The organism is Streptomyces sp. NPDC050263 (assembly GCF_040655955.1).
Taxonomy (GTDB): Bacteria; Actinomycetota; Actinomycetes; order Streptomycetales; family Streptomycetaceae; genus Streptomyces.
This window is the reverse complement of the sequence record NZ_JBFAKW010000006.1, coordinates 31298-53157: the sequence shown is the minus strand read 5'-3', so window position 1 is coordinate 53157 and position 21860 is coordinate 31298. Positions and strand designations below refer to the sequence as shown.

Genomic DNA, 21860 nt, shown 5'->3' with positions numbered 1-21860 from the left:
TCCCCTCGGCGACGCCGATCATTCCTTGAGCGAGGTCACTCGAACGAGGGGTGTTGTGTGCGGAGAGTGTATTTCTCGAAAGGGCATTCGATAGCCTGCGGGTGATCGAAGGCGGTACGAAGGCATCGGCAGCGCAGCGGTACGACGGCTAGGGGGGTGCCAGGACCTATGGCGCGACGCATCGACGTGACCGGGGCGGGCGGCGTACGCCTGGCGGCCTGGGAGTTCGGCGACCCGCCGAAGGGCGACCCGGCGAAGGCCGGGCCGGGACCCGTGATTCCGGCGCAGTCGGCACATTCGCCGCACCCGCCGGAGGAGCGGGGACTCCCATCGGCCGACGGCGGCGAGGGAAGCAGGCCGAGCGTCCTGTTACTGCACGGTCTGATGGGCCGCGCCTCGCACTGGGCGTCCACCGCCCGCTGGCTCTCCGAGCGACATCGCGCGGTCGCCCTCGACCAGCGCGGCCACGGCCAGAGCGAGAAGCCGCCGCAGGCGGCCTTCACCCGCGAGGCCTACGTCGAGGACGCGGAAGCGGCCCTGGAACAGCTCGGCCTCGCCCCTGTCGTCCTCATCGGCCACGCCATGGGAGCGCTCACAGCGTGGCAGCTCGCCGCCAGGCGCCCCGACCTGGTGCGCGGCCTGGTCGTCTGCGACATGCGGGCCTCCGCGCTCGGCGCGGCCTCGCAGCGCGAGTGGGGCGACTGGTTCAAGTCCTGGCCCGCCCCCTTCGCCACGCTCGCCGAGGTCCGCAAGTGGTTCGGCGAGGACGACCCCTGGGTGGAACGCCCGAACCCCTCCCGGGGCGAGTTCTACGCCGAGGTGATGCAGGAGTCGCCCGACGGCTGGCGGCCCGTCTTCGAGCCCGAGCAGATGCTCAAGTCCCGCGAGACGTGGGTCTACGACGCGCACTGGGAGGAGCTCACCCAGGTCCGGTGCCCCGCCCTGGTCGTCCGCGGCCTCGACGGCGAGCTCGGCCGCGCCGAGGCCCAGGAAATGGTCCGCGTCCTGCCGCGCGGCGAGTACGCCGAGGTCGCCGACGCCGGCCACCTCGTCCACTACGACCAGCCGGAGGGCTGGCGCACGGCGATCGAACCCTTCCTGGAGGCCGTCCTCACCCCCGGAAGCCCCGGAACCCCCTGAGAGGCGCCGTCAGCCCTTGCTCACCGCCGCCAGGATCTCCGGCAGCCGTGTCGCCGTTCGCGGGGCGGCCAGCCGGAGCCCCAGCAGCGTGATCGCCGCCCCGTACACCGAGCCTCCCGGCAGCAGCAGCCAGGTCCACGCCTCCCCGCCCGAGCTGACGTGCAGCCAGATCGTCACCGCGATGACGGGGGCGCACAGCAGGGCCGCCGCGACCATCCCGCCGAAGACCGCGATCCAGGCGAGACCGGCCTGACCGGGGGCCACGTTCTTGTAGCCCTCCTGCGGGATCGAGTAGGGGAAGCGGGCCGAGGTCCAGGCGCCCGTCGCCAGCATCGCGCCGAGCAGCGCGAGGGACAGCCCCAGCGCCTCGGGCAGCTTCGCCCAGTCGCCGAGCAGCGCGGTCGTCAGCACGGTCACCAGCGTCGCGTACGGCAGGGTGATCAGCAGCAGGGCCAGCGCCCGCGCCCGCAACTCGTCGTAGGCGTCCCGCGTCGACGACACCGTCATCGCGACCATCCAGAACGCGGACGTGTCCTGCCCGAACTGGTTGTACATCTGGATGCCGAGCATTCCGGCGGCGAAGCAGGCGAAGTAGAGCGAGCCGACGCCCTGCAGCGCGTTGAAGACCGGCACGATCAGCCCGATGGCCAGCGAGGTCACCCAGGCCGCCTTCGTCTTCGGGTCACGCCAGACATAGCGCAGGCTGCGTTCCATCACGGTGCCGGTGCGCCCGCCCGGCAGCAGCCGTGACAGTCCCGCCGAGCGACGCCGGTCCCGCGCGGCCGGCTCGGCGGCCTGAAGCGTGGAACCGTCCGGCGAGGTCATCAGCCGCGTCATGGTCCGCGCCCACACCCCCATCACCAGCACCAACGCCGCCCCGCTGACGACGAGTTGCGCGACGGCGACCCCGTACGCCCCCTTGCTCACCGAGTCCACCGCGCCGACCGCCGAGGCGGGCGGCACCCAGCGCAGCACGCCCGCCAGCGGATCGAGCTCGCCCAGCCCGGCCGTTCCGAGCCGCTGCGCCCCGAAGTTGACGACCTGCGCCCCGACCGCGATCACGAGCCCGCTCAGCACCGCCAGATCGCGCCCCTTGCGGCTGGACAGCAGCCGGATGTTGGCGGCGGCCACGGCCCGCGCGAACGCCACGCACATCAGCAGCCCCAGGGCGAGGGCGAGCGCGCCCACCGCCCAGGCGGCCGCCCCGTGCGCCACGGAGATCACCGACCCCACCAGCATCAGCAGCGTGAACAGCGGCCCGATGCCCACCAGCGAGGCCGCCAGCAGCGCCCGCACCAGAGGCTGGGGCCGCAGCGGCAGCATCACCAGCCGGGTCGGGTCCAGGGTCTCGTCGCCGCTGGGGAAGAACAGCGGCATCACCGCCCACCCCAGCCCCAGCACCGCCACCAGGAGCACCACGACCGACACCGCGTGGTCGTTCCCCCGCAACGCGATCAGCCCGAGCAGTTGCAACGCGGCGAACAGCAGCGTGACGACGGCGGAGGCCACGTACGCGGCCCGCCGGCCGGCGGACTGCCGCAGCCCGTTGCGCAGCAGCGACAGCTTCAGCCGGACGACGGTGGAGACGAGGCCGGGCGAGGAGCCCACGGCGACCGGCCGGGGGGTCTGCCCGCTCACCGGCCCGCCCCGCCGCCCAGCCAGTCGAGTTCGGAGCCGGTGTCCCGGCCCTGCGCCCCGACGAGTTCGAGAAACGCCTGCTGCAACGAAGGGGCCGACCCCCGCACCTCCGCCAGCGTCCCGTGCGCCCGGATCCGCCCGGCGGCCATCACCGCCACCCAGTCGCACAGCGACTCGACGAGCTCCATGACATGGGAGGAGAAGACGACCGTCGCCCCGGACGCCGTGTACCGCTCCAGCACGCCCCGGATGATCTGCGCGGAGACGGGATCGACGCCTTCGAACGGCTCGTCGAGGAAGAGGACTTCGGGATTGTGCAGCAGCGCGGTCGCGAGTCCGATCTTCTTGCGCATGCCGGTCGAGTAGTCGACGACGAGCTTGTGCTGGGCGCCCGCCAGGTCGAGGACGTCGAGCAACTGCGTGGCCCGCTTGTCGACCTCGGCACCGGGCAGCCCCCGCAATCGCCCGCTGTAGCCGAGCAGTTCGCGCCCCGACAGCCGCTCGAACAGCCGCAGCCCCTCCGGCAGCACCCCGATCCGCGCCTTCACCTCGACGGGGTCCCGCCACACGTCGTGTCCGACGACCTCGACGGACCCCTGATCGGGCCGCAGCAGCCCGGTCACCATCGACAGGGTCGTGGTCTTCCCCGCCCCGTTCGGCCCGACGAGCCCGATGAACTTCCCGGCGGGCAACTCCAGATCGATCCCGGCAACAGCGACTTGCTGCCCGAACCGCTTCCAGAGCCCGTTCACACGTACGGCGGCAGACGTCATACATGCACCCTACGGTCAGGTGACCCACCTGAGGGGGCGCGGAGCTGTGCCCGATACGCGGCTCCGCCGCGATGGGGGTCCCCCCGCTCGAGCGAAGCCGAGAGTGGGGGAGCGACCAGCCACACACGGCCCGTACTCGCGAAACTACCGATCCCGCCCACACGCATACGCGAGCGGCGAGATCAACTCCTCCGCGTCCGGCAACCACCGATTGGCCGCGGTAGGTCGGCAGGCCCACTGCACAGCCCCCCGGGACCCGAACCGCGTAGGCGGCGCAGCCACGTACGTGCCCTCGCCGAGCGTCACCAGATCCAGCGCCCCCAGCGACCAGCCCAGCTTGCGCACCAGGTCCGGCACCTTCGCCGACGCCCCCGGCAGCACGAAGAACTGCATCCGGCGGTCCGGCGTCAACGTGACAGGACCGAGCGTCAACTCCATCCGCTCCATCCGCGCCAACGCGAGGAACCCGGCCGTCTCCGGCACGGAGATCGCGTCGAAGGTACGGCCGGTCGGCAGCAGGATCGAGGCGGTCGGCTGTTTCTGCCACATCCGGCGCGCGACCGTCGCGCTGCCGGTGGCCTGCGTCGCCCAGTCGGGGCGTGCGGGGTGCGCGCCCGGCGCGGTGCACGCGGCGTCGTCACAGGAGCAGCGTTGCACTCCGTCGACGGCTTTCAGCCAGGTGCCGGGGAACACGTCCCAATGACGTTCCTCGGCGTAGCGAACAGCGGTATCGAGCAGCGATTCCCCGCGCTGCTTCGGGATTTGAGTGGCGTCGGCGCCCGCGATGGTCTCTTCCACGATGAACACAACTCTAGCCGTCACCAGGGGTTACGCCCGCCACATTGCGCGGGGGAGGAGCATCGATTCCGCGTCCGGGGCGCATGGGTGCATGTGCGGGGGCGCGCGGGAGGAACGGGCGCGGGAGCGGGGTATCCAGGTAGGGGGCGGCTTCCGCCGGTAACCCGGCAATTCTCCGTATTGCTCGGCAATCACAGCAATCACCGGCAATGAGCAGTAATCATCAGGAATACTCTCATGCCTCGCATTTTCGGTATGTCCGTGGGGCATTGATCTTCTCGGCCGGAACTTTTCGGTGGAAGACACGGTGGAAGACACGTCAACTCGGTGTGTGGGCAGGCACCCGCCGCCCCGGTCACCGCAGCCACAGGGGGTAGTGCCCATGGCCGCAAGGCCGCTAGTCGCGCGGCAGCCGAACGAACGGCTGCAGGCGCTCATCCAGGAGGCGGGGTGCTCGAACGCCGGGCTCGCCCGCCGCGTCAACATGTGCGGCGCCGAGCACGGCCTCGACCTGCGCTACGACAAGACGTCCGTGGCCCGTTGGCTGCGCGGACAGCAGCCGCGCGGACGCGCTCCGGCGATCATCGCGGAGGCCCTGGGCCGCAAGCTCGGCCGTACGGTCACGATCGACGAGATCGGCATGGCCAACGGCAAGAACCTCGCCTCGGGCGTGGGTCTCCAGTTCTCGCCGACGGTACTGGGGGCCATCGAGCAGGTCTGCGAGCTGTGGCGCAGCGACGTGGGCCGGCGGGACTTCCTCTCCGGTTCGTCCGTTGCCGCCTCGGCGCTGGTCGAGCCGAGCCGCGACTGGCTGATCTCCTCGCCCGACGCGCAGGTGGCGCGCTCGGCGGGACCCCGGGTCGGGCTGTCCGACGTGGCGGCCGTCAAGGCGATGACGCAGGCGCTGGTGGACCTGGACCACCAGTACGGCAGCGGGCATGTGCGTCCGGTCGTCGTGCACTACCTCAACAGCGTCGTCTCGGGCCTGCTGGCCGGCTCCTACCGGGAAGCGGTGGGCCGTGAACTCTTCGCCTCCGTCGCCCGGTTGACGGAACTCGCCGGCTACATGGCCGTCGACACCGGCCAACCGGGCCTCGCCCAGCGCTACTACATCCAGGCCCTGCGACTCGCCCAGGCGGCGGGCGACCGCGGGTACGGCGGCTACGTCCTCGCCGCGTCCATGAGCCACCTCGCCGCGCAGCTCGGAAACCCGCGCGAGATCGCGCAGTTGGCGCGGGCGGCGCAGGAGGGAGCGCGGGGCCGGGTGACCCCGCGCGCGGAGGCGATGTTCCTCGCGGCCGAGGCGCGGGGGCACGCGCTGATGGGCGACGCCCGCGGGGCGCAGGCGGCGTCCGGCCGCGCGGTGTCGGCGCTGGAGGCGGCCGATCCGTCCTCCGGGGACGACCCGGCGTGGATCGCGCACTTCGACGAGGCCTATCTCGCCGACGAGTTGGCGCACTGCCACCGCGACCTGGGCCAGGCCGAGGCGGCGGCGCGCTGCGCCGAGGAGTCCCTCGCCGGGCACCCGGAGAGCCGTGCGCGCCGGCGCGCGATCGGGTACGTCCTGCTGGCCACGGCGCAGGTGCAGCAGCGCGAGATCGAGCAGGCCTGCACCACCGGTCTGCGGGCGGTCGAGCTCCTGGAGACGCTCCGTTCCAACCGGGGGGCCGAGTATCTCGAGGATCTTCAACAGCGGCTGGAACCGTTTCGGGACGAGTCGGTGGTACGGGAGTTCGGGGCGCGGCTGGAGTTGCAGACCGCGGCGTGAACGGACGGGGCGCCGCTGCGGCGGATACAGCGCACGGCGCTCCGGATCTGTTACCCAGGTCACTGCCGGACCGGGACAGGTCCTGGCTGGGAGGCAGATCACGCCCTGAGCTGCGTGGCACGGGGTTCCGGGTACCCGGTAGCGTGAGCCGACGATTCCGAAGGTCCCCCATTCGTAGGAGTCCCGGTGACGCAGAGTGGACAGGGCGAGGAGCCCTCGGCGCAGCCCGCGCGCGAAGGCATCGTGCTGCCCTCCGACGGTGGGGAACCCCTGCTGCCGGGACACTATTCCGGCCAGTACGGCGCTTCACAGCCCGGCCGCCCGGAGTACGGGCAGCCCGAGCGTGAGCAGTCGGCGTACGGGCAGCAGGACTACGGACGATCCGAGTACGGGCAACCGGGCCACGGGCAACCGGGCCACGGGCAGCAGGCGCCGGCCGGGGGACAGACCTGGGGGCAGACCTGGGGTCCCGACCAGCAGGCCCCCGCCTCGCAGCAGCCGGCCCAGGGCTGGCCGCTCCCCGCGGATCAGACATACCCGCAACACCAAGAACACCAGAACCAGCAGAACCAGCAGAACCAGAACCAGCAGCAGCCCCAGCAGCAGTGGAACGGCGGCGCCCAGGTCGGCGCCGGCCCGCTGCCGCCGGAGGGCGCACCCGCGCCGGCGAACCCGACGTACGGCCAGGGCACGCCGGGCGTCCCCCTGCCGCCGGTCGACGAGGGGGCGACCCAGTACATACCGCCCGTCCCGGCAGCCCCGGTCGACGAGGGCGTCACCCAGTACATACCGCCGGTCCCGGCAGCCCGGGCCGACGAGGGCGCCACCCAGTACCTGCCGCCCGTTCCCGCCGCCGCGCCCATGGACGAGGGGGCGACGCAGTACCTGCCGCCGGTCGCGCCGGGCGCTCTGCCGCCCGAGGCGCCGGCCGAGTCCACCCACTTCCTGGGCCGCACCCCGCAGCACGACCCGCAGCACACGCCGGGCCCGATGCCCGCGCCCGGCGCACAGCCGGCCGGCGCACACCCCGACGCCGAGGCGACGCAGTACATCCCGCCCGTCCCCGCGCACGACGGTGGGGACCGGCAGCCGCCCGCCGAGTTCGAGAACCTCTTCCGCAGCGGCCCGGGCAGCGAGAGCCCCGCCGGGTCCACCCAGCAGCTCCCGCGCTTCTCCGAGCCGCCCGGCCGGCCGGGCTACGGCGGCGGACCCGCCGCGCGTTCCCCGCAGCCCGCCTACACCCCGCCCTACGCCCAGCCGGGCGGTCCTTCGGCGGGCGGACGGCGCGGGGCGCGCGACGACGACGGGGGCGGCCGGGGCGGCCGTACCGGCTCACGGGTGCCGTTGTTCGCGGCGATCGGGGTGGCCCTCGCGGTGGTCGGCGTCGGCGCGGGCGCGATGCTCGCGGGCGGGGGCGGCGATCAGGGCGACGACAACAAGACCGTCGCCGCGTCGGCTCCCGCGGCCGACGGGTCTGCGTCGACGTCCGGCGGGGCGGCCGAGCAGCAGGCCGTCGCACTGGACAAGCTGCTGGCCGACAGCGGTGCCAGCCGGGCCAGTGTGATCAGCGCGGTGGCCGATGTGAAGGCGTGCGGCAACCTCGCCCAGGCCGCCACGGATCTGCGGGACGCGGCGGAGCAGCGCACCGGCCTGGTCACGAGTCTGGCCGCGCTGAAGGTCGACCAGCTTCCGGACCACGCGGCGCTGACGACCGCTCTCACCAAGGCCTGGCAGGCGTCGGCGTCCGCGGACAACCACTACGCGGCCTGGGCCGACCAGACCGCCGCCTCGAAGAAGAAGAGCTGCAAGAAGGGCACGGCCCGCGCGACCGCCGAGACGCAGGCCGCCAACCGGGACAGCGGCATCGCGAGCACCCAGAAGTCCCAGGCCGCGAAGTTGTGGAACGCGATCGCGAAGGAGTACGACCTGACGCAGCGCCAGCCCGTGCAGCTGTGACCGGCCGTGCGTCGGTCACCGGCCGTGCGTCAGCCGACGTCCGCCTTCTCCAGGGTCTGCGTCACGTCGACGAAGCCCTTCTTGGCGGGTGCGAGCACACCCTTCTGCACGTTCTGGAGCGTGACGTCGGCGTTGACCAGGCGGGGGAAGCCGATGGAGGCGAGGCGGTCGGTGAACTGCCAGCGCAGCGTCGGCGTGAGCCCGCCCGTGGTGACCTTCAGGCCGTCGTCCAGGGCGCCGCGTACGGCGTTGGCGGTCACGGCGTCGTCGCCCAGCGACTCCACGGCCCGGCGGAACACGGTGTAGGCGATCCAGGTGGTCTGCACGCCGGTGTCGGTGGGGTCGATCCGGGTGTCGGAGAACGCCTCTTCGCTGATCACCTTCTTCATCGGCGCCCAGGCCGCGTCGCTCGTCGCGGGGTACCAGCCGGTGACGTACGCCCCCTCGAAGGGGCCGGAGGCGGCGCCGGAGGCGTTGATCACCGTCTGGTCGACGCTGCCGAGGACGGTGGCGGTGCGCACCTCGGGGTAGTCCTCGCGGGTGCGGCGGAAGGAGTCCATGTAGGTGCTGGTGCGGTCGCCGAGGGCGGTCACCACGCACCCGTTCTCGCCGTCGGCGCCCTCGTCCTTCGTCCGGCCCGCGGTCGCGGCGCGCAGGGCGGACCTGGCCTGGGCCGAGTACTCGGTGGCGTCCTCCGGGGCCCGCAGGTCCTTTGACCCGGCGTGTCCGCCCGCCGTGAGCCCGGCGTCGAGCATCGGGGGCAGCGCGTCGCCCGCGATCGTGTCGGGGCGGACGAGAGAGACGGCACCGCAGGTCGCGGCCAACTCCTTGCCGAGGCCGGCCAGCAGCGCGGGCTGGCCGCCGTTGACCGGGTAGGACAGCGGGCTGGTGAACTCGGCGTTCGTGACGCCGTAGCCGCCTATGTACGGGATGCCGGCGCCTTCGAGGTACGGGAAGAACGCGTCGGAGTGCTGGCTGTAGGAGCCGATGACGGCGACCGCGCCCTCCTTGACGGCGCGCCGGGCGCACTTGGCCGTGGACACGGTGTCGTTACGGGCGTTGCAGGTCAGGACCTTGAGCTTGCGGCCGCCCAGACCGCCCTCCGCGTTGATCCAGCGGGCGTAGGCGAGGGCGAAGGCGGGCATGCCGGGCTTGTTGGTCGCGGACGTGCCCTCGGGCGCCCAGGTCATCACGATGATCGGGTCGCCCCCGGAACCCCCCGTGGTACCGGGGACGACACCGCATCCGACGGCGAGCGACGCACAGGCTGCCAGCGCGCCCGCCGCGAGGGCGGTCGCTCTGCCGGACCTGGTGCAGCGGAAGGACCTGGGGAGGAAGGTGCTTCGCGTGGAGGTGCGTCGCTTGCCGGTCATGTGCACGCACGATTCCGTCACATCGCTAACCTGGGAGTGACTCACGGTCAATGAAGGGTGACGTGCGGGTGAATTGCAGGGGCCCGTGAGGCTCCTGGGGCGGGGAAACGTACGATCGATGACCGTGCAAGGTTCGGAGAACTCTTCCCGTCGCGGCCGTCGCTCCTCCACCATGGGCGGCATGCCACTCAACGACATGCCGTGGTGGCGCTGGCGCAGCAATGTGCGCTCCGCGCTGCACATGCTCTCCGACCCGGTGTTCCAGCAGAACGTCTGGCTGGCCGGCGTCGAGGGGTACGGGGACGTCACCGACGCCGTGTACCGCCTCGTCGAGGACACCTGGCTCGACAACTGGTCCGCCGAGAAGTACGTGGGCACGATCTTCCGCGACTCGCAGGAGGCGGCCCTCGTCGACACCGCCGTGCTCCGCGTCCTGCGCATCATGCACCAGGTCGGACCGGACGCCCCGGTCTCCGCGTACGTCGACCACGAGGCGTGGCCGGACGCGCTGCGGGCGGCGCGGGACGCGCATGTGCGCATGGCGGCGGCCGACGGCGACGACCCCGACGCACCGCCCCGGACCCTCGAGGTGCTGCGGATCATGACGCGGACGGCGTAGGCGCGCGCACCCGGGAACCGGGAACCCGGGGCCGGTTCGGGGAGGCGGGTTCCGGCCTGCGGGACGGTTGCCCACGGTCGTGGGCGGTATGCGACCCTGTCGGGCATGAACGCGCAGCCCGCCCGAGCCGCGGCGACCCCCGCCGACCAGTACGTCCTCACGCTCTCCTGCCCCGACAAGCAGGGCATCGTGCACGCCGTGTCGAGCTATCTCTTCATGACCGGCTGCAACATCGAGGACAGTCAGCAGTTCGGCGACCACGACACGGGCCTGTTCTTCCTGCGCGTCCACTTCTCGGCCGAGCCCCCCGTCACCGTGGACAAGCTGCGGGCGAGCTTCGCGGCGATCGGCGACTCCTTCCACATGGACTGGCAGATCAACCGGGCCGACGAGAAGATGCGCATCGTCCTCATGGTCAGCAAGTTCGGGCACTGCCTGAACGACCTGCTGTTCCGCGCCAGCATCGGCGCGCTGCCGGTGGAGATCGCGGCCGTCGTGTCCAACCACACCGACTTCGCCGATCTCGTGGGCTCGTACCACGTTCCCTTCCTCCACATCCCGGTGACGAAGGAGAACAAGGCGCAGGCGGAGGCGCGGCTGCTCGAGCTGGTCCGGGAGCAGGACGTCGAGCTGGTCGTCCTGGCCCGCTATATGCAGGTCCTCTCCGACGACCTGTGCAAGCAGCTCAGCGGGCGCATCATCAACATCCACCACTCCTTCCTGCCGAGCTTCAAGGGCGCGAAGCCGTACCACCAGGCGCACGAGCGGGGCGTGAAGCTGATCGGTGCCACGGCGCACTATGTGACGGCGGATCTCGACGAGGGGCCGATCATCGAGCAGGAGGTCGAGCGCGTGGGGCACGGGGTCACGCCGGATCAGCTGGTCGCGGTCGGGCGGGATGTGGAGTGCCAGGCGCTGGCGCGGGCCGTGAAGTGGCATGCGGAGCGGCGGATTCTCCTCAACGGGCGACGGACGGTCGTCTTCGCCTAGGAACTTCCAGGCACGTCCAAGAACGATCCGGGAGCGCCCGGGGACCCGGCGGGTTCTGTTCGGGGCGGCTGCGGGCGGTCGTGGGCCGTTCGCGCGGTTCCCCGCGCCCCTGGGTGGGACACCCTCACGTCAGCTGCTCAGGTCCCGCCCTACATCCGGCTCAGGGCCGCCGCCGCGAACAGGACGTCCCTGATCGCCTCGCGGTCGCCGTCCTGGCCCGCGGCCGCTTCCGCGGGAGCGACATGGCCGGCGGCCAGGCGGCAGAACTCCACGTCGTCCAGGGCGACGTGGGCCACCTCGTGGTCGGCGGAGCCCACCGCGCCCGGTGAGTCCAGGGGGATCAGCCACTCGCCGCCGCCCGAGCCCTCGATCTCCAGCCGCAGGCTGCGGCCGGGGCGGCCGGCGGTCACCAGGTGGCGGGTGTGGGACCGGGAGGCGAGACCGGCGCGGCGGCGGGCGGCGAGCGTCTCCGGCAGCATCCGCGCGGCCAGGTCGATCATGCCGTGGAGGTGACGCGGGGCGGGCGGCGCGTACGGGTAGTCGACCGCCTCCGCGATGTCCTCGGCGTGCACCCAGCACTCGAAGGCCCGGTCCAGCATCGCGTCCCGCAGGGGCAGCTCGAAGCCGCCGTACGACACCGGCAGGCGGCCGAGGCCGCCGCCGGTGAAGGACACCGTGCGCACGAGGGCGTGGGTCTGTTCCCGCCAGGGGCCGCGCACGGAACGGGTGGGCGGGTAGTGCGAGCCCGCCCAGAACGCCTCCGTGCGGCGGGAGGGCGTGGCCGTCGGGGCGTGCGCTTCGTCCGGTTCGTCCTCCGGCTTGCCGCCGGTGCTGAGCGGGTCGTCCAGGCCCAGGGCGACGGCGACCAGGCCGTCCACCGCGAGCAGGTGGGTGATGACGCCGGCGACGGTGGTGCGGCGGCTGGTCGGCTCCTCGCCGCGGAACCAGCGCAGCCGCACGGGCGCGTGCCACTCGGCGTCCCCGAAGTCCTGGAGCAGCGCGTCCAGCCGCGCCGTCTCGGCGTCGTACGACGCCGCCCAGGAGGGTACCGGGATACGGGGCGGGCGGCGGTCCAGACAGCCGTCGAGGACGCGGGTGCGCAGGCCGGGGTCGAGGTCGAGGCTCTCCGGGCGCTGGAGGAGGCCGACGGCCTCGCGCAGTCGCCGTGCCTCGTCCGCGCAGGCTCCGCAGTCGCCGAGGTGCTCCTCGACGGCCGCCGTCTCCTGCGCGGAGCAGGCCGCCAGCGCCCACGCGCCCAGCAGGGACTTCAGCACCGGGTGTTCGAGCCTGAGCGGCTCCGGGCCGATCGGGTCGCCGGGCTCGGGCAGCGGCAGTCCGCCGTCCTCGACGGAGGCGCGGGGCAGGGGGATGGGCAGCGGGTCCTGCGGATCGAACCCGTCCGTGCCGTCCGTGCCGCCCGCGTCGCCCGCGCCGTCCATGCCGTTCACGCCGCACCTCCGTATCCGGGCGGCGCCCCCGGTGACGCGGCGTCGTGAGCCGTGGAGAGGAGTTGCAGGCCGAGGCGGAGCCGACGGCGGGCCTCGTCCTCGGTGACGCCGAGGTCGACCGCGGTCTGGCGGTAGTCGCGGCGCTGGAAGTAGGCCAGTTCCAGCGCCGCCCGCAGCGGGGCGGGCATGGCCTGGACGATGTAGTCGGCGCGGGCGGCGACGGACGCGTGCCGCACCCGCAGCTCCAGTTCCTCGGCCGCCTCGGCGGAGCCGTGGCGGGCCTCGGCCAGGGCGGCGGTCTCGGTGGCGCGCAGCCGCTGCACGGCCAGGCGGTGGGTCAGCGCGGCGACCCAGGTGCGCAGCGGGCCCTGCTTCGGGTCGTAGGAGTCGGGGTGCTCCCATACGTGGGCGAAGACCTCGCGGGTGATGCCGTCGGCCGCTCGTTCGTCTCCGAGCACGCGGTGGGCGAGACCGTGCACAAGCGAAGCGAACCGGTCGTAGAGCTCGCCGAGGGCGGCCGCCTCACCGCGCGCGAGTCGCTGCTGCATCTTGCGGTCCCAGCGGGGCGGTGCGTCCCTCTTCGCCATGCGGCCCCCTCACCCGTGCCCGTGCCCGTGCCTCGGGCCGTGCCCGTGTCCAGCGTGCGTCCACCGTCACCTCGAATGTAGTCGGCACGTCCGACAACGCACGCCCCTTTGTTTCAATGAGCGCCCCCTGAACGCGAGCGGGTGGTATGAGCCGCGCCTACCCGACTGACAAGGATCGAACCGGACTGGAACTGACTGAAACAAGCCTCTTTCGCTCTCATTCTCTTTGGATCTGTTTTCCCGTCGGTGTTTCGGGGCACGGCCGCTGGGCAGCCGCGCTGCAAGGAAGCGAAGGGACAGCTTCCGTTTTCGGCGGGCTGCGGCGCGCTACAGCGAGCGAAAGGCGTGGTGGTGGCCTTCAAAGTGACCGGCGGCGAGCAGGGCGGATGGGCCGTGCTCCATGTGTCGGGCGAGCTGGACCTGGTGACGTCGCCGGCGCTGCGGCAGCGGGTGCACGACGAGGTGGCCGAGGGCCGCCACGATCTCGTCCTGGACCTCTCCGAGGTGTACTTCTGCGACTCCAGCGGCGTCGGCGTCCTCATCGCCGCCCGCCGCCTCATCCGCTCCTGCCGGGGGCGGCTGCGGCTGATCCTGCCCGCGCGGGGCGCGGCCGAGGACTCCCACGTCAACCGGGTCCTGGGCGCGCTGGGCGTGCGCCGTCTCTTCGACGTCTACGGGGATCTCGCGGCCGCGGTGGACGAGGGGACGGAACCGCTTTCGGCGTAGTTTCCGGCCCGGGCGGTGCGGTCGCTCTGCCACATCCTCGTCCTGAAATTCCCCCGGTCTCGGCACAGGCCTCGCTTTCCCGCCGCCCGGACGTCTCCGGCGTCGTACGCTCCCTGCCGGAAGCATCCCCACGCGATGACGTTAGGCGGTCCGAGAAGACATGGTCAGCAGTGAGTACGAACGCAGGATCGCCGCGCGGTTCGCCACCTTCGACCAGGACGGCAACGGCTACATCGACCGGGAGGACTTCGGCGCGGCGGCCAAGGCGGTCCTCGCCGAATTCGGCGCGACGGCCCGCTCCGACAAGGGGCAGGCCCTCTACGCGGGCGCCGAGGCGTTCTGGCAGGGCATGGCCGGCATCGCCGACCGGGACGGCGACCAGCGCATCACCCGGGAGGAGTTCGTGAACGGCGCGGTCAAGCGCCTGCGGGACAACCCGGAGCGGTTCGCCGAGATCGCCCGCCCTTTCCTGCACGCGGCCCTGGACATCGCCGACGGCGACGGCGACGGCCGGGCGACGGTCGAGGACACCGTACGGGTGCTCACGGCCCTCGGAGCGCCCGTCGAGGTGGCCCGGGGGGCCGCCGCGGCTCTCGACGCCGACGCGGACGGCAGGGTCGGCGAGGCGGAGATCGTGCCCGCCTTCGCCCGCTACTTCACGGTCGCCGAGTAGTGACTCCCCGCGTGGTTCACTGAGCGAACCGCTCGCGCAGCTTGTACTTCAGCACCTTGCGCAGCGTCTCGTTGCGCGGAAGGGCCTCCACCACCTCCAGCCGCTCCGGCAGCTTGTGGACCGACAGCCCGCCCGCGCGCAGATACGACGTGACCGCCTCCAGGGTCAGCGCCTCCCCGCCCCCCGCGGCCCGCTCCACCACCGCGCACACCAGCTCTCCGCGCTCCGCGTCCGGCAGGCCGATCACCGCGACGTCCCCGACGGCCGGGTGGGCGGCCAACAGGTCCTCGATCTCCTTGGCGGACACGTTCTCCCCCTTGCGGATGATGACGTCCTTCAGCCGCCCGGTGAGGACCAGATGCCCGCTGCTCGTCACGTGCCCCAGGTCGCCGGTGCGCAGGAACCCGTCCGTGTCGAAGGCCTCGGCGCTCTGGCCGGGATCCAGATAGCCCCGGCACACGGCCTCCCCGCGCAGCCGCACCTCGCCGTCCACCACGCGGATCTCCATGCCCTCCGGCGGCCGCCCCTCCGTGGTAGCGAGGTTCTCCGCGGTGTCGTCCGGCGCGCCCATGGTGATCATCGGCACCTCGGTCATCCCGTAGCCGTGCGTCAGCTGCACCCCCATCTCGCGCACCACCGCGTGGTACACCTCGGGCGGCTTGGGCGCTCCGCCGCCCGCGAGCAGCCGTAGCGTGGGGATCACGCGCGTGTGCGGCTGTTTGCGCTGCTCGGCGAGGAACATCGAGTAGAAGGCCGTCGAGCCGCCCGCCACCGTCACGCCGTGCCGCCGGTACCCCTCCAGCGCGTCCGGCAGCGCGAAGTGCTCGAACATCACCGCCGGGAAGCCGTACAGCAGGAGCATGACGGTGTAGTCGGGGCCGGCGATGTGGGCGTAGGGGAACGCCATCGAGCCGACGTCGTCCGCCGTGAGGCGCAGCGCGTGGGCGAGGCAGGAGCCGCCGGCGATCAGCGAGCGGTCGGTGTGCAGCACGCCCTTGGGGTCGGAGGTGGTGCCGGAGGTCCAGTAGATCCAGCGCACCGAGGCGCCGTCGGCGGGCGGGGCGGGGAGCACGGCGGGATCGCCCTCGGGCAGGTCGTCGTAGGCCTCGAAGACGCCCTTCGCGCCCAGCCGCCGGGCCATCTCGGTGTGGTCGAAGCCCCGCCAGGCGCCCGGCACCGCGAAGAACTCCGCCTTCGACTCGCGCAGCGCGAAGCCGACCTCGCGGTCGCGGTAGAAGGGGATGACGGGCGACTGCACGGCTCCGAGGCGGGCCAGCGCGAAGGACAGGACGGCGGTCTCCAGGCGGGTCGGCAGCTGCCAGGCGACGACCGTGCCGGGGCGGACGCCCATGTCGTGCAGCCCGGCCGCGACCCGCTCGGCGCGGTCGCGCAGCTCGCCGAAGGTCAGCGCGCGGTCCTCCTGGAGGAGGACCCGGCGGTCGGGGGTGAGTGCGGCGCGGCGGGCGAGCAGGTCCCAGAGCGTGCGGGACGCGCTCAGCTCGTGGGCGGTGGCGGTGTCGTTCACGGTCGGCCCCCTGCCGTAGCTGACGGACAGTCAGATTTTGGGCAGAGCGTAAGCCCGGTCGCCTTGTCGGTCCAGGGGTCGCGGACTAGCCTGCTGGGCAGAGTGAATCTGACGGTCCATCAGATAGCTGCCATCGGATTACTGGCGTTCCGCCAGGCGGAGGGAAAGCCATGAGCACCGAACTGCCGCGCATCGTCAGCGTCGACGACCACGTGATCGAACCCGCGCACCTCTTCGCGACCTGGCTGCCGCGCAAGTACCGCGACCGGGGCCCGCAGCCCCTCACCGCCGGGATCGGCGAGCTCGCCTACGTCGCCGGGAAGTACCAGATCACGATGGATCCGGACGGCCAGCCCACCGACTGGTGGATCTACGAGGACCTGAAGTTCCCGTACAAGCGCAACATCGCCGCCGTCGGCTTCGACCGCGACGAGATGACGCTGGAGGGCATCACCCGCGAGGAGATGCGGCGCGGCTGCTGGGACCCGAAGGCCCGGCTGGCGGACATGGACCTCAACCACGTCGAGGCCTCGCTCTGCTTCCCGTCCTTTCCCCGCTTCTGCGGGCAGACCTTCGCCGAGGCCCACGACAAGGAGGTCGCACTGGCCTGCGTGCGCGCCTACAACGACTGGATGGTCGAGGAGTGGTGCGGGGGCAGCGGCGGCCGGCTGATCCCGCTGTGCCTGATCCCCCTGTGGGACGTCGACCTGGCGGTCGCGGAGATCCGGCGCAACGCGGCCCGCGGGGTGCGCGCGGTGACCTTCTCCGAGATCCCCAGCCACCTCGGGCTGCCGTCGATCCACTCGGGCTACTGGGACCCGTTCTTCGCGGTGTGCGAGGAGACCGGGACGGTCGTCAACATGCACATCGGCTCGTCGTCGCAGATGCCCGCCGCCTCGCCCGACGCGCCCCCGGCCGTCCAGGCGTCCCTCTCGTTCAACAACGCGATGGCCTCGATGATGGACTACCTGTTCAGCGGCGTCCTGGTGCGCTTCCCGCGCCTCAAACTCGCCTACTCCGAGGGCCAGATGGGCTGGATCCCGTACGCCCTGGAGCGCGCCGACGACGTCTGGGAGGAGCACCGCGCGTGGGGCGGCGTCCGGGATCTCGTCCCAGAGCCGCCGTCCACGTACTACTACCGGCAGATGTTCTGCTGCTTCTTCCGCGACAAGCACGGCGTCGCGTCCCTGGACGTGGTCGGGCGCGACAACGCGACCTTCGAGACCGACTACCCGCACGTCGACTCGACCTTCCCGCACACCAAGGAGGTCGCCCTCGACCATGTGAAGGGCCTCGACGACGAGACGGTCTACAAGCTGATGCGGGGCAACGCGATCCGCATGCTCGACCTGGACCTCGACAAGTAGGCCCGCCCATGGACCTCACGTACACCCCGGAGGAGGACGCGTTCCGGGCGCGGCTGCGGGAGTGGCTCGGCAAGGTGCTGCCGAGCCTGCCGCCGAAGCCGTCCCCGGACGACTGGCCGGCCCGCAGGGCGTACGACCTCGGCTGGCAGCGCATGCTCTACGACGCCGGATACGCCGACGTCCACTGGGACGCCTCCCCGACCGTCCGGCTGATCTTCCTGGAGGAGACGGAGCACGCGGGCGCGCCCTATGTGGGCGCGGGTTTCGTCGGACTGCTGCACGCCGGGCCGACGATCGCCGCCGAGGGCACGGCCGAGCAGCGGGCCCGCTGGCTGCCGCCCGTCCTGCGCGGCGAGGAGGTCTGGTGCCAGGGCTTCAGCGAGCCCGACGCGGGGTCCGACCTCGCGGCGCTGCGCACGCGCGCGTGGCGCGACGGCGACGACTACGTGGTGAGCGGCTCCAAGATCTGGACCTCGCACGCGGAAGTCGCCGACTGGTGCGAACTGTTGGTCCGCACGGACCCGGACGCGCCCAAGCACAAGGGCATCACCTGGCTCGCCATGCCCATGGACGCCCCCGGGATCACCGTCCGCCCGCTGCGCACCCTCGCCGGGTCCGCCGAGTTCGCCGAGATGTTCCTGGACGAGGTGCGGGTGCCGGCCGCGAACCGGGTGGGGGACGAGAACGACGGCTGGCGGGTGACGATGGTGACGCTGTCCTTCGAACGCGGCACCGCCTTCGTGGGCGAGGTGGTCGCCTGTCGGCGTGTGCTGGGCGAACTCGCCCACGAGGCACTGAGGAACGGCCGCTGGGACGATCCCGCCCTACGGCGGCGGCTGGGCCTGCTCAACGCCGAGTTCCGGGCGCTCTGGCGGCTCACCCAGTGGAACGTGAGCGAGGCCGAGGCCACGGGGGGCCTGCCCGGCGTCGGGGGCTCGGTCTTCAAGCTGAGGTATTCGCAGGCGCGCCAGGAGCTGTACGACGCCGCCGCCGACGTCCTGGGCGACGAGGCGCTCGACCTCGACCACCCCTGGACCCTCGACCGGCTCTCCTCGCTGTCGTACACCATCGCCGCCGGGACCTCGCAGATCCAGCGGAACATCGTGGCCGAGCGGATCCTGCGGCTGCCGAAGGGGAGGTGAACGGTCCGACATGCGCTTTCAGCTGACGGACGATCAACGGGCACTGCGGGACGGAGTGCGGCAACTGCTGGCGCGCCGCTTCGACCGGGAGGCGCTGCGGGCCGCCGTGGACCGGCCGGGAACGCTGGACCGCGCGCTGTGGCGGGAGCTCGGCGCGGCCGGGTTCTTCGCCCTGCGGCTGCCCGAGGCGGACGGCGGGGTCGGACTGGGGCTGCCCGAGGCGGTGTTGGCCTTCGAGGAGGCGGGCCGGGCCCTGCTGCCCGGGCCGCTGGTCGCCACCCACCTCGCGGCGGGACGCGTGCCCGGCGCGGCCGACGGCGAGACGGTCGTCGCGGCCGTCCACGGCGGCTCCCTGGTGGAGTGGCTGGCGGCGGCGGACGTCGTGTGCGGGGACGCCGAGGGGGCCGTGCCGCTGCGCTCGGTCGACCCGCTGACGCCGCTGCACCGGGTGCCGGGCGCGGCGCCGGGCGCGAACGCCGTGGATCCCGTCGCCGTCCTCCTCACCGCGGCCGAGCAACTCGGCACCGCCACACGCGCGTGCGAGCTGGCTGTGCAACACGCCCGGGCGCGTGAGCAGTTCGGGCAGCCGATCGGAGCCTTCCAGGCGGTCAAGCATCTGTGCGCGGAGCTGCTGGTGCGGGTCGAAGTGGCCCGCGCGGCGGTCTACGCGGCCGCCGTCACGGCCGACCCCGTCGACATCGCGGCCGCCCGGCTCCTCGCCGACGAGGCCGCCGTGCGCGGTGCGCGGGACTGCCTCCAGGTGCACGGCGGCATGGGGTTCACCTGGGAGGCGGACGTCCATCTCCTGCTGAAACGTGCCTGGGTGCGCACCCGACGTGCGGGCGTGACTACGGAGAGTGAGGAACTGTTGGCGGGCGACTTGGTGTCCGAGGCGGCCCGATAGCGACCGCCGGCGGCGTCTGCCTGCGGCGACGGCCGGCGATGGCGGGCGGACGGCCGTACGGATGTCGCGGATTGTGGCATACCGGAATCACGGAGCGTCGATATCGGGTTGTGTCCGATGCGTGACCCGTCACGGCCCGGAGTCGACGGGTCGCTCCGGTACCTTCTGTGGGATGCGAGTGGTTCCGAGCATGAGCCATGCCGGTGGTGCCCTTGGGGTAGTGCCGGATCCGGCGGTGCGCGCCGCCGCTCGCAGGGCGTACGGGCTTTTGTCCCCCGCCTGTTCGACTCCCCGGGGCGGGCGTCGCACAGTATGCCGCACGGGTAATCCTTCGCGCTGGAATATGCCCGAAGCGCTTGTTGGGGTGACTGTCCGTCAATCAAGCTGTCTCGTAAGGGATTCACGTTCCGTCACCCTGCCTCTGGCTGTTGTTCTGGCCATGCAGAAAATGGCTACGATCGTGGCCCTCGTCGTCATGGTGCACACGCGGCTCGCGTGGCTTGCGTGGCGCACGGCCATGTGTCCGCCGGTTCGGATGGTGTGAGCGGTGCAGGTGCTTCAAGTGCAGCTGGAGATCCGGCCCGACCCCGCTGAGGTGGGGCGCGCCCGGAGGTGGGCCCGTTCACGCCTGGTCGGGTCCGGGATAGGGGACGAGGAGCCACTCGCCGAGACGTTGATCCTGCTCGTTTCCGAACTGGTCACCAACGCCGTGGTGCACACCGGCTGTCCGGCCGTGCTGCGGCTCTCCCTGCCGGGCGGGTCGGCGGGTCCGGGCGGGGCGGGCGAGCCGTCCGTCGTCCGCCTGGAGGTGGCCGACACCAGCGACCGGGCCCCCGTGCCCCGGTGCGCCGGCGACGAGGCGACGGGCGGGCGCGGTCTGGCTCTCGTCGACGGTCTCGCGGACCGCTGGGGCTGGAGCGTCGAGGGCGCGGGCAAGCGCATCTGGTGCGAACTGGACCGCTGCGCGAGGCCGAGCGAGGGCGAGGCGGGTCGCGGGCGCGCGGCCGAGTGCGCGGCGGTGCGGCAGGAGGCCGTCGAGCCGGCCTACGGCGGGCTCGCGTACGAGGTCGTCTGACGGGCCGACAGGCCGACGGCGCACGGGCGCGGATGCCTCGCAGGGTGCGGGGCACGGGCGCAGAAAGCGCTGTCGGTTTCGGCCGGGCAGGGGGACGGTGCGCCTGGCTGTGCTTCCGTGCGCGCCCATAACAAAAAGGGCATAAGTAAAAAATCCCCATTCTGGTGTTGACGCCACGTGTCCGTTTGATCACGCTTGTGGTCAGCGATTCGCCGTGAGGGGACGGCGAGGGCTTCGGTGACGGGAGCCCTTGTCGAGTGTGGGTCGCGATTCGGCGTCGGTTCCCTCAGGGCCGAGGGGAGACGGGGCAGGGACGCCGGAGTCGGATGGCGGTGCGCGGTGCCGTGCTCGGGGCGGACAGCCGCGCGCCGCCAGCCGAGGTGGGTCGCCGGGGGCGCTCGGTGCCTACAGAACGGCCACGGGAGCCACCGGAGTTCCCGTGCCGCCGACGAACGGCTCGGGCATCGCCGACAGCCAGAACGCATAGCGGCCCTCTTGTCCACAGGCTGTGGACAACTCTTCGAGATTCCAGTTCTGGCCTTGCAGCATGCCCATCTCCACGAGATCGAGCGCGTGCACGGGCAGCCACAGGTCGTCGATCTCGGGCGGAAAGATCTCGAACGTGAGGGTGTCGTTGGCGACCGCCGCCACATCGTGCGCGTGGAACCACTGCGGAGTCCGGACCGACAGCCCGGGCGACGGATAGCCGTACGCGTGCTTGTCGCCCGACAGATAGACCTGGACCTGCCCGGTCCGTACGAGCACGATGTCGCCCGCACGCACACGCGTGCCGGCCAGTTCCTCCGCCGCCTCCAGGTCCTCCGGCGTGACGGCGTGTCCGCCCGCCAGGCGGTCGACGCCACGCGCGCGTGCCACGTCCAGGAGCACCCCGCGCGAGACGATGTGCCGCGCCTTGTCGATGCCGCTGAACTCGGCGCCGCCGTGCGGGGTGACGGTGGCGGCCGGACGGCCGTTGTAGAGCTTCCCCGAGTGCGAGACGTGTGTCAGCGCGTCCCAGTGGGTGCCTGCCTGGAGGCCCATGGTCACGGCGTCGTCGCTGCACGCCACCGTCCCCGGGCCGAAGATCTCCTGGTTGATCTGCACCATGGCGTGCAGCGGGTTCACCCGCCCCGGGATCATCCCGGTCTGCACGCCGTCCTCCCTGAGCGGCAGCGCGAGCGGGACGCGGCGGCCGGTGCGGATCTCGGCCGCCGCCGCGCGGACGACGTCGTCGGTGATGAGGTTGAGCGTGCCGATCTCGTCGTCGGCTCCCCACCGCCCCCAGTTGTTGACGCGCTTGGCGATGTCGTGGAACTCGGCCGGCAGTGACATCCGGTGCCTCCCCGGGGCTTGTCCTG

19 protein-coding genes are annotated in these 21860 nt (G+C 72.3%); 11 read left to right on the top strand and 8 right to left on the bottom strand.

The window, feature by feature from the left end; translation table 11 throughout:
* Nucleotides 1-168: 168 nt before the first annotated feature.
* On the top strand, nt 169-1140 hold the full coding sequence (locus tag AB0J04_RS04155; protein WP_363166821.1) for an alpha/beta hydrolase: 972 nt from the start codon (nt 169-171) through the stop codon (nt 1138-1140).
* Nucleotides 1141-1149: 9 nt separating this feature from the next.
* On the opposite strand, the gene AB0J04_RS04150 is transcribed toward AB0J04_RS04155, so the two are convergent.
* The 3 genes from AB0J04_RS04150 to AB0J04_RS04140 all read right to left on the bottom strand — a co-directional run bounded on the left by AB0J04_RS04150 (nt 1150) and on the right by AB0J04_RS04140 (nt 4358).
* Nucleotides 1150-2778 carry a transporter gene (locus AB0J04_RS04150; RefSeq protein ID WP_363166820.1) on the bottom strand — a complete coding sequence of 543 codons (1629 nt, stop codon included), beginning with the start codon at nt 2776-2778 and terminating at the stop codon, nt 1150-1152.
* Nucleotides 2775-3551 (bottom strand): ABC transporter ATP-binding protein, encoded by a 777-nt coding sequence (locus AB0J04_RS04145; RefSeq protein WP_363166819.1) that lies wholly within the window; start codon nt 3549-3551, stop codon nt 2775-2777. The genes AB0J04_RS04150 and AB0J04_RS04145 overlap by 4 nt, the downstream gene beginning before the upstream one ends.
* A 144-nt stretch (nt 3552-3695) precedes the next feature.
* The gene (locus tag AB0J04_RS04140) at nt 3696-4358 is read right to left on the bottom strand and encodes a bifunctional DNA primase/polymerase (protein WP_363166818.1); all 663 of its coding nucleotides are present in this window, start codon (nt 4356-4358) and stop codon (nt 3696-3698) included.
* Nucleotides 4359-4731: 373 nt separating this feature from the next.
* Here AB0J04_RS04140 and AB0J04_RS04135 point away from each other — a divergent pair, with 373 nt between their 5' ends.
* Nucleotides 4732-6117, top strand: a complete 1386-nt coding sequence (locus tag AB0J04_RS04135) for a transcriptional regulator (RefSeq protein ID WP_363166817.1) — start codon at nt 4732-4734, stop codon at nt 6115-6117.
* A gap of 186 nt (nt 6118-6303) precedes the next feature.
* Nucleotides 6304-8073 carry a hypothetical protein gene (locus AB0J04_RS04130; protein WP_363166816.1) on the top strand — a complete coding sequence of 590 codons (1770 nt, stop codon included), beginning with the start codon at nt 6304-6306 and terminating at the stop codon, nt 8071-8073.
* Between the two features lie 29 nt (nt 8074-8102).
* On the opposite strand, the gene AB0J04_RS04125 is transcribed toward AB0J04_RS04130, so the two are convergent.
* Nucleotides 8103-9446, bottom strand: a complete 1344-nt coding sequence (locus tag AB0J04_RS04125; RefSeq protein ID WP_363166815.1) for an ABC transporter substrate-binding protein — start codon at nt 9444-9446, stop codon at nt 8103-8105.
* Between the two features lie 118 nt (nt 9447-9564).
* On the opposite strand from AB0J04_RS04125, the gene AB0J04_RS04120 reads away from it, so the two are divergent.
* Complete coding sequence (locus tag AB0J04_RS04120) at nt 9565-10065, top strand: hypothetical protein (RefSeq protein ID WP_363166814.1); 501 nt, start codon at nt 9565-9567, stop codon at nt 10063-10065.
* A gap of 105 nt (nt 10066-10170) precedes the next feature.
* On the top strand, nt 10171-11055 hold the full coding sequence (purU, locus tag AB0J04_RS04115; protein WP_363166813.1) for a formyltetrahydrofolate deformylase: 885 nt from the start codon (nt 10171-10173) through the stop codon (nt 11053-11055).
* Between the two features lie 149 nt (nt 11056-11204).
* On the opposite strand, the gene AB0J04_RS04110 is transcribed toward purU, so the two are convergent.
* Both AB0J04_RS04110 and AB0J04_RS04105 read right to left on the bottom strand, forming a co-directional pair.
* The gene (locus tag AB0J04_RS04110) at nt 11205-12494 is read right to left on the bottom strand and encodes a maleylpyruvate isomerase N-terminal domain-containing protein (RefSeq protein WP_363166904.1); all 1290 of its coding nucleotides are present in this window, start codon (nt 12492-12494) and stop codon (nt 11205-11207) included.
* A 5-nt stretch (nt 12495-12499) separates the two neighbouring features.
* Complete coding sequence (locus AB0J04_RS04105) at nt 12500-13090, bottom strand: sigma-70 family RNA polymerase sigma factor (RefSeq protein WP_363166812.1); 591 nt, start codon at nt 13088-13090, stop codon at nt 12500-12502.
* A 345-nt stretch (nt 13091-13435) separates the two neighbouring features.
* On the opposite strand from AB0J04_RS04105, the gene AB0J04_RS04100 reads away from it, so the two are divergent.
* Nucleotides 13436-13816 (top strand): STAS domain-containing protein, encoded by a 381-nt coding sequence (locus AB0J04_RS04100; RefSeq protein ID WP_363166811.1) that lies wholly within the window; start codon nt 13436-13438, stop codon nt 13814-13816.
* Nucleotides 13817-13976: 160 nt separating this feature from the next.
* Nucleotides 13977-14489 (top strand): EF-hand domain-containing protein, encoded by a 513-nt coding sequence (locus AB0J04_RS04095; protein WP_363166810.1) that lies wholly within the window; start codon nt 13977-13979, stop codon nt 14487-14489.
* A gap of 16 nt (nt 14490-14505) precedes the next feature.
* On the opposite strand, the gene AB0J04_RS04090 is transcribed toward AB0J04_RS04095, so the two are convergent.
* Nucleotides 14506-16014 (bottom strand): AMP-binding protein, encoded by a 1509-nt coding sequence (locus AB0J04_RS04090; RefSeq protein ID WP_363166809.1) that lies wholly within the window; start codon nt 16012-16014, stop codon nt 14506-14508.
* Between the two features lie 170 nt (nt 16015-16184).
* Here AB0J04_RS04090 and AB0J04_RS04085 point away from each other — a divergent pair, with 170 nt between their 5' ends.
* The 4 genes from AB0J04_RS04085 (at nt 16185) to AB0J04_RS04070 (ending at nt 20502) form a co-directional block, all read left to right on the top strand.
* On the top strand, nt 16185-17381 hold the full coding sequence (locus AB0J04_RS04085; RefSeq protein ID WP_363166808.1) for an amidohydrolase family protein: 1197 nt from the start codon (nt 16185-16187) through the stop codon (nt 17379-17381).
* A gap of 8 nt (nt 17382-17389) precedes the next feature.
* Nucleotides 17390-18523 carry an acyl-CoA dehydrogenase family protein gene (locus AB0J04_RS04080; RefSeq protein ID WP_363166807.1) on the top strand — a complete coding sequence of 378 codons (1134 nt, stop codon included), beginning with the start codon at nt 17390-17392 and terminating at the stop codon, nt 18521-18523.
* A 10-nt stretch (nt 18524-18533) separates the two neighbouring features.
* Nucleotides 18534-19427, top strand: coding sequence for an acyl-CoA dehydrogenase family protein (locus tag AB0J04_RS04075; protein ID WP_363166806.1), 894 nt, complete (start codon nt 18534-18536; stop codon nt 19425-19427).
* A 562-nt stretch (nt 19428-19989) separates the two neighbouring features.
* Nucleotides 19990-20502: an ATP-binding protein gene (locus AB0J04_RS04070; protein ID WP_363166903.1), complete on the top strand. Its 513-nt coding sequence runs from the start codon at nt 19990-19992 to the stop codon at nt 20500-20502.
* 405 nt (nt 20503-20907) lie between these two features.
* Here AB0J04_RS04070 and AB0J04_RS04065 read toward each other — a convergent pair whose 3' ends face one another.
* Nucleotides 20908-21834 (bottom strand): cyclase family protein, encoded by a 927-nt coding sequence (locus tag AB0J04_RS04065; RefSeq protein WP_363166805.1) that lies wholly within the window; start codon nt 21832-21834, stop codon nt 20908-20910.
* Nucleotides 21835-21860 lie beyond the last annotated feature (26 nt).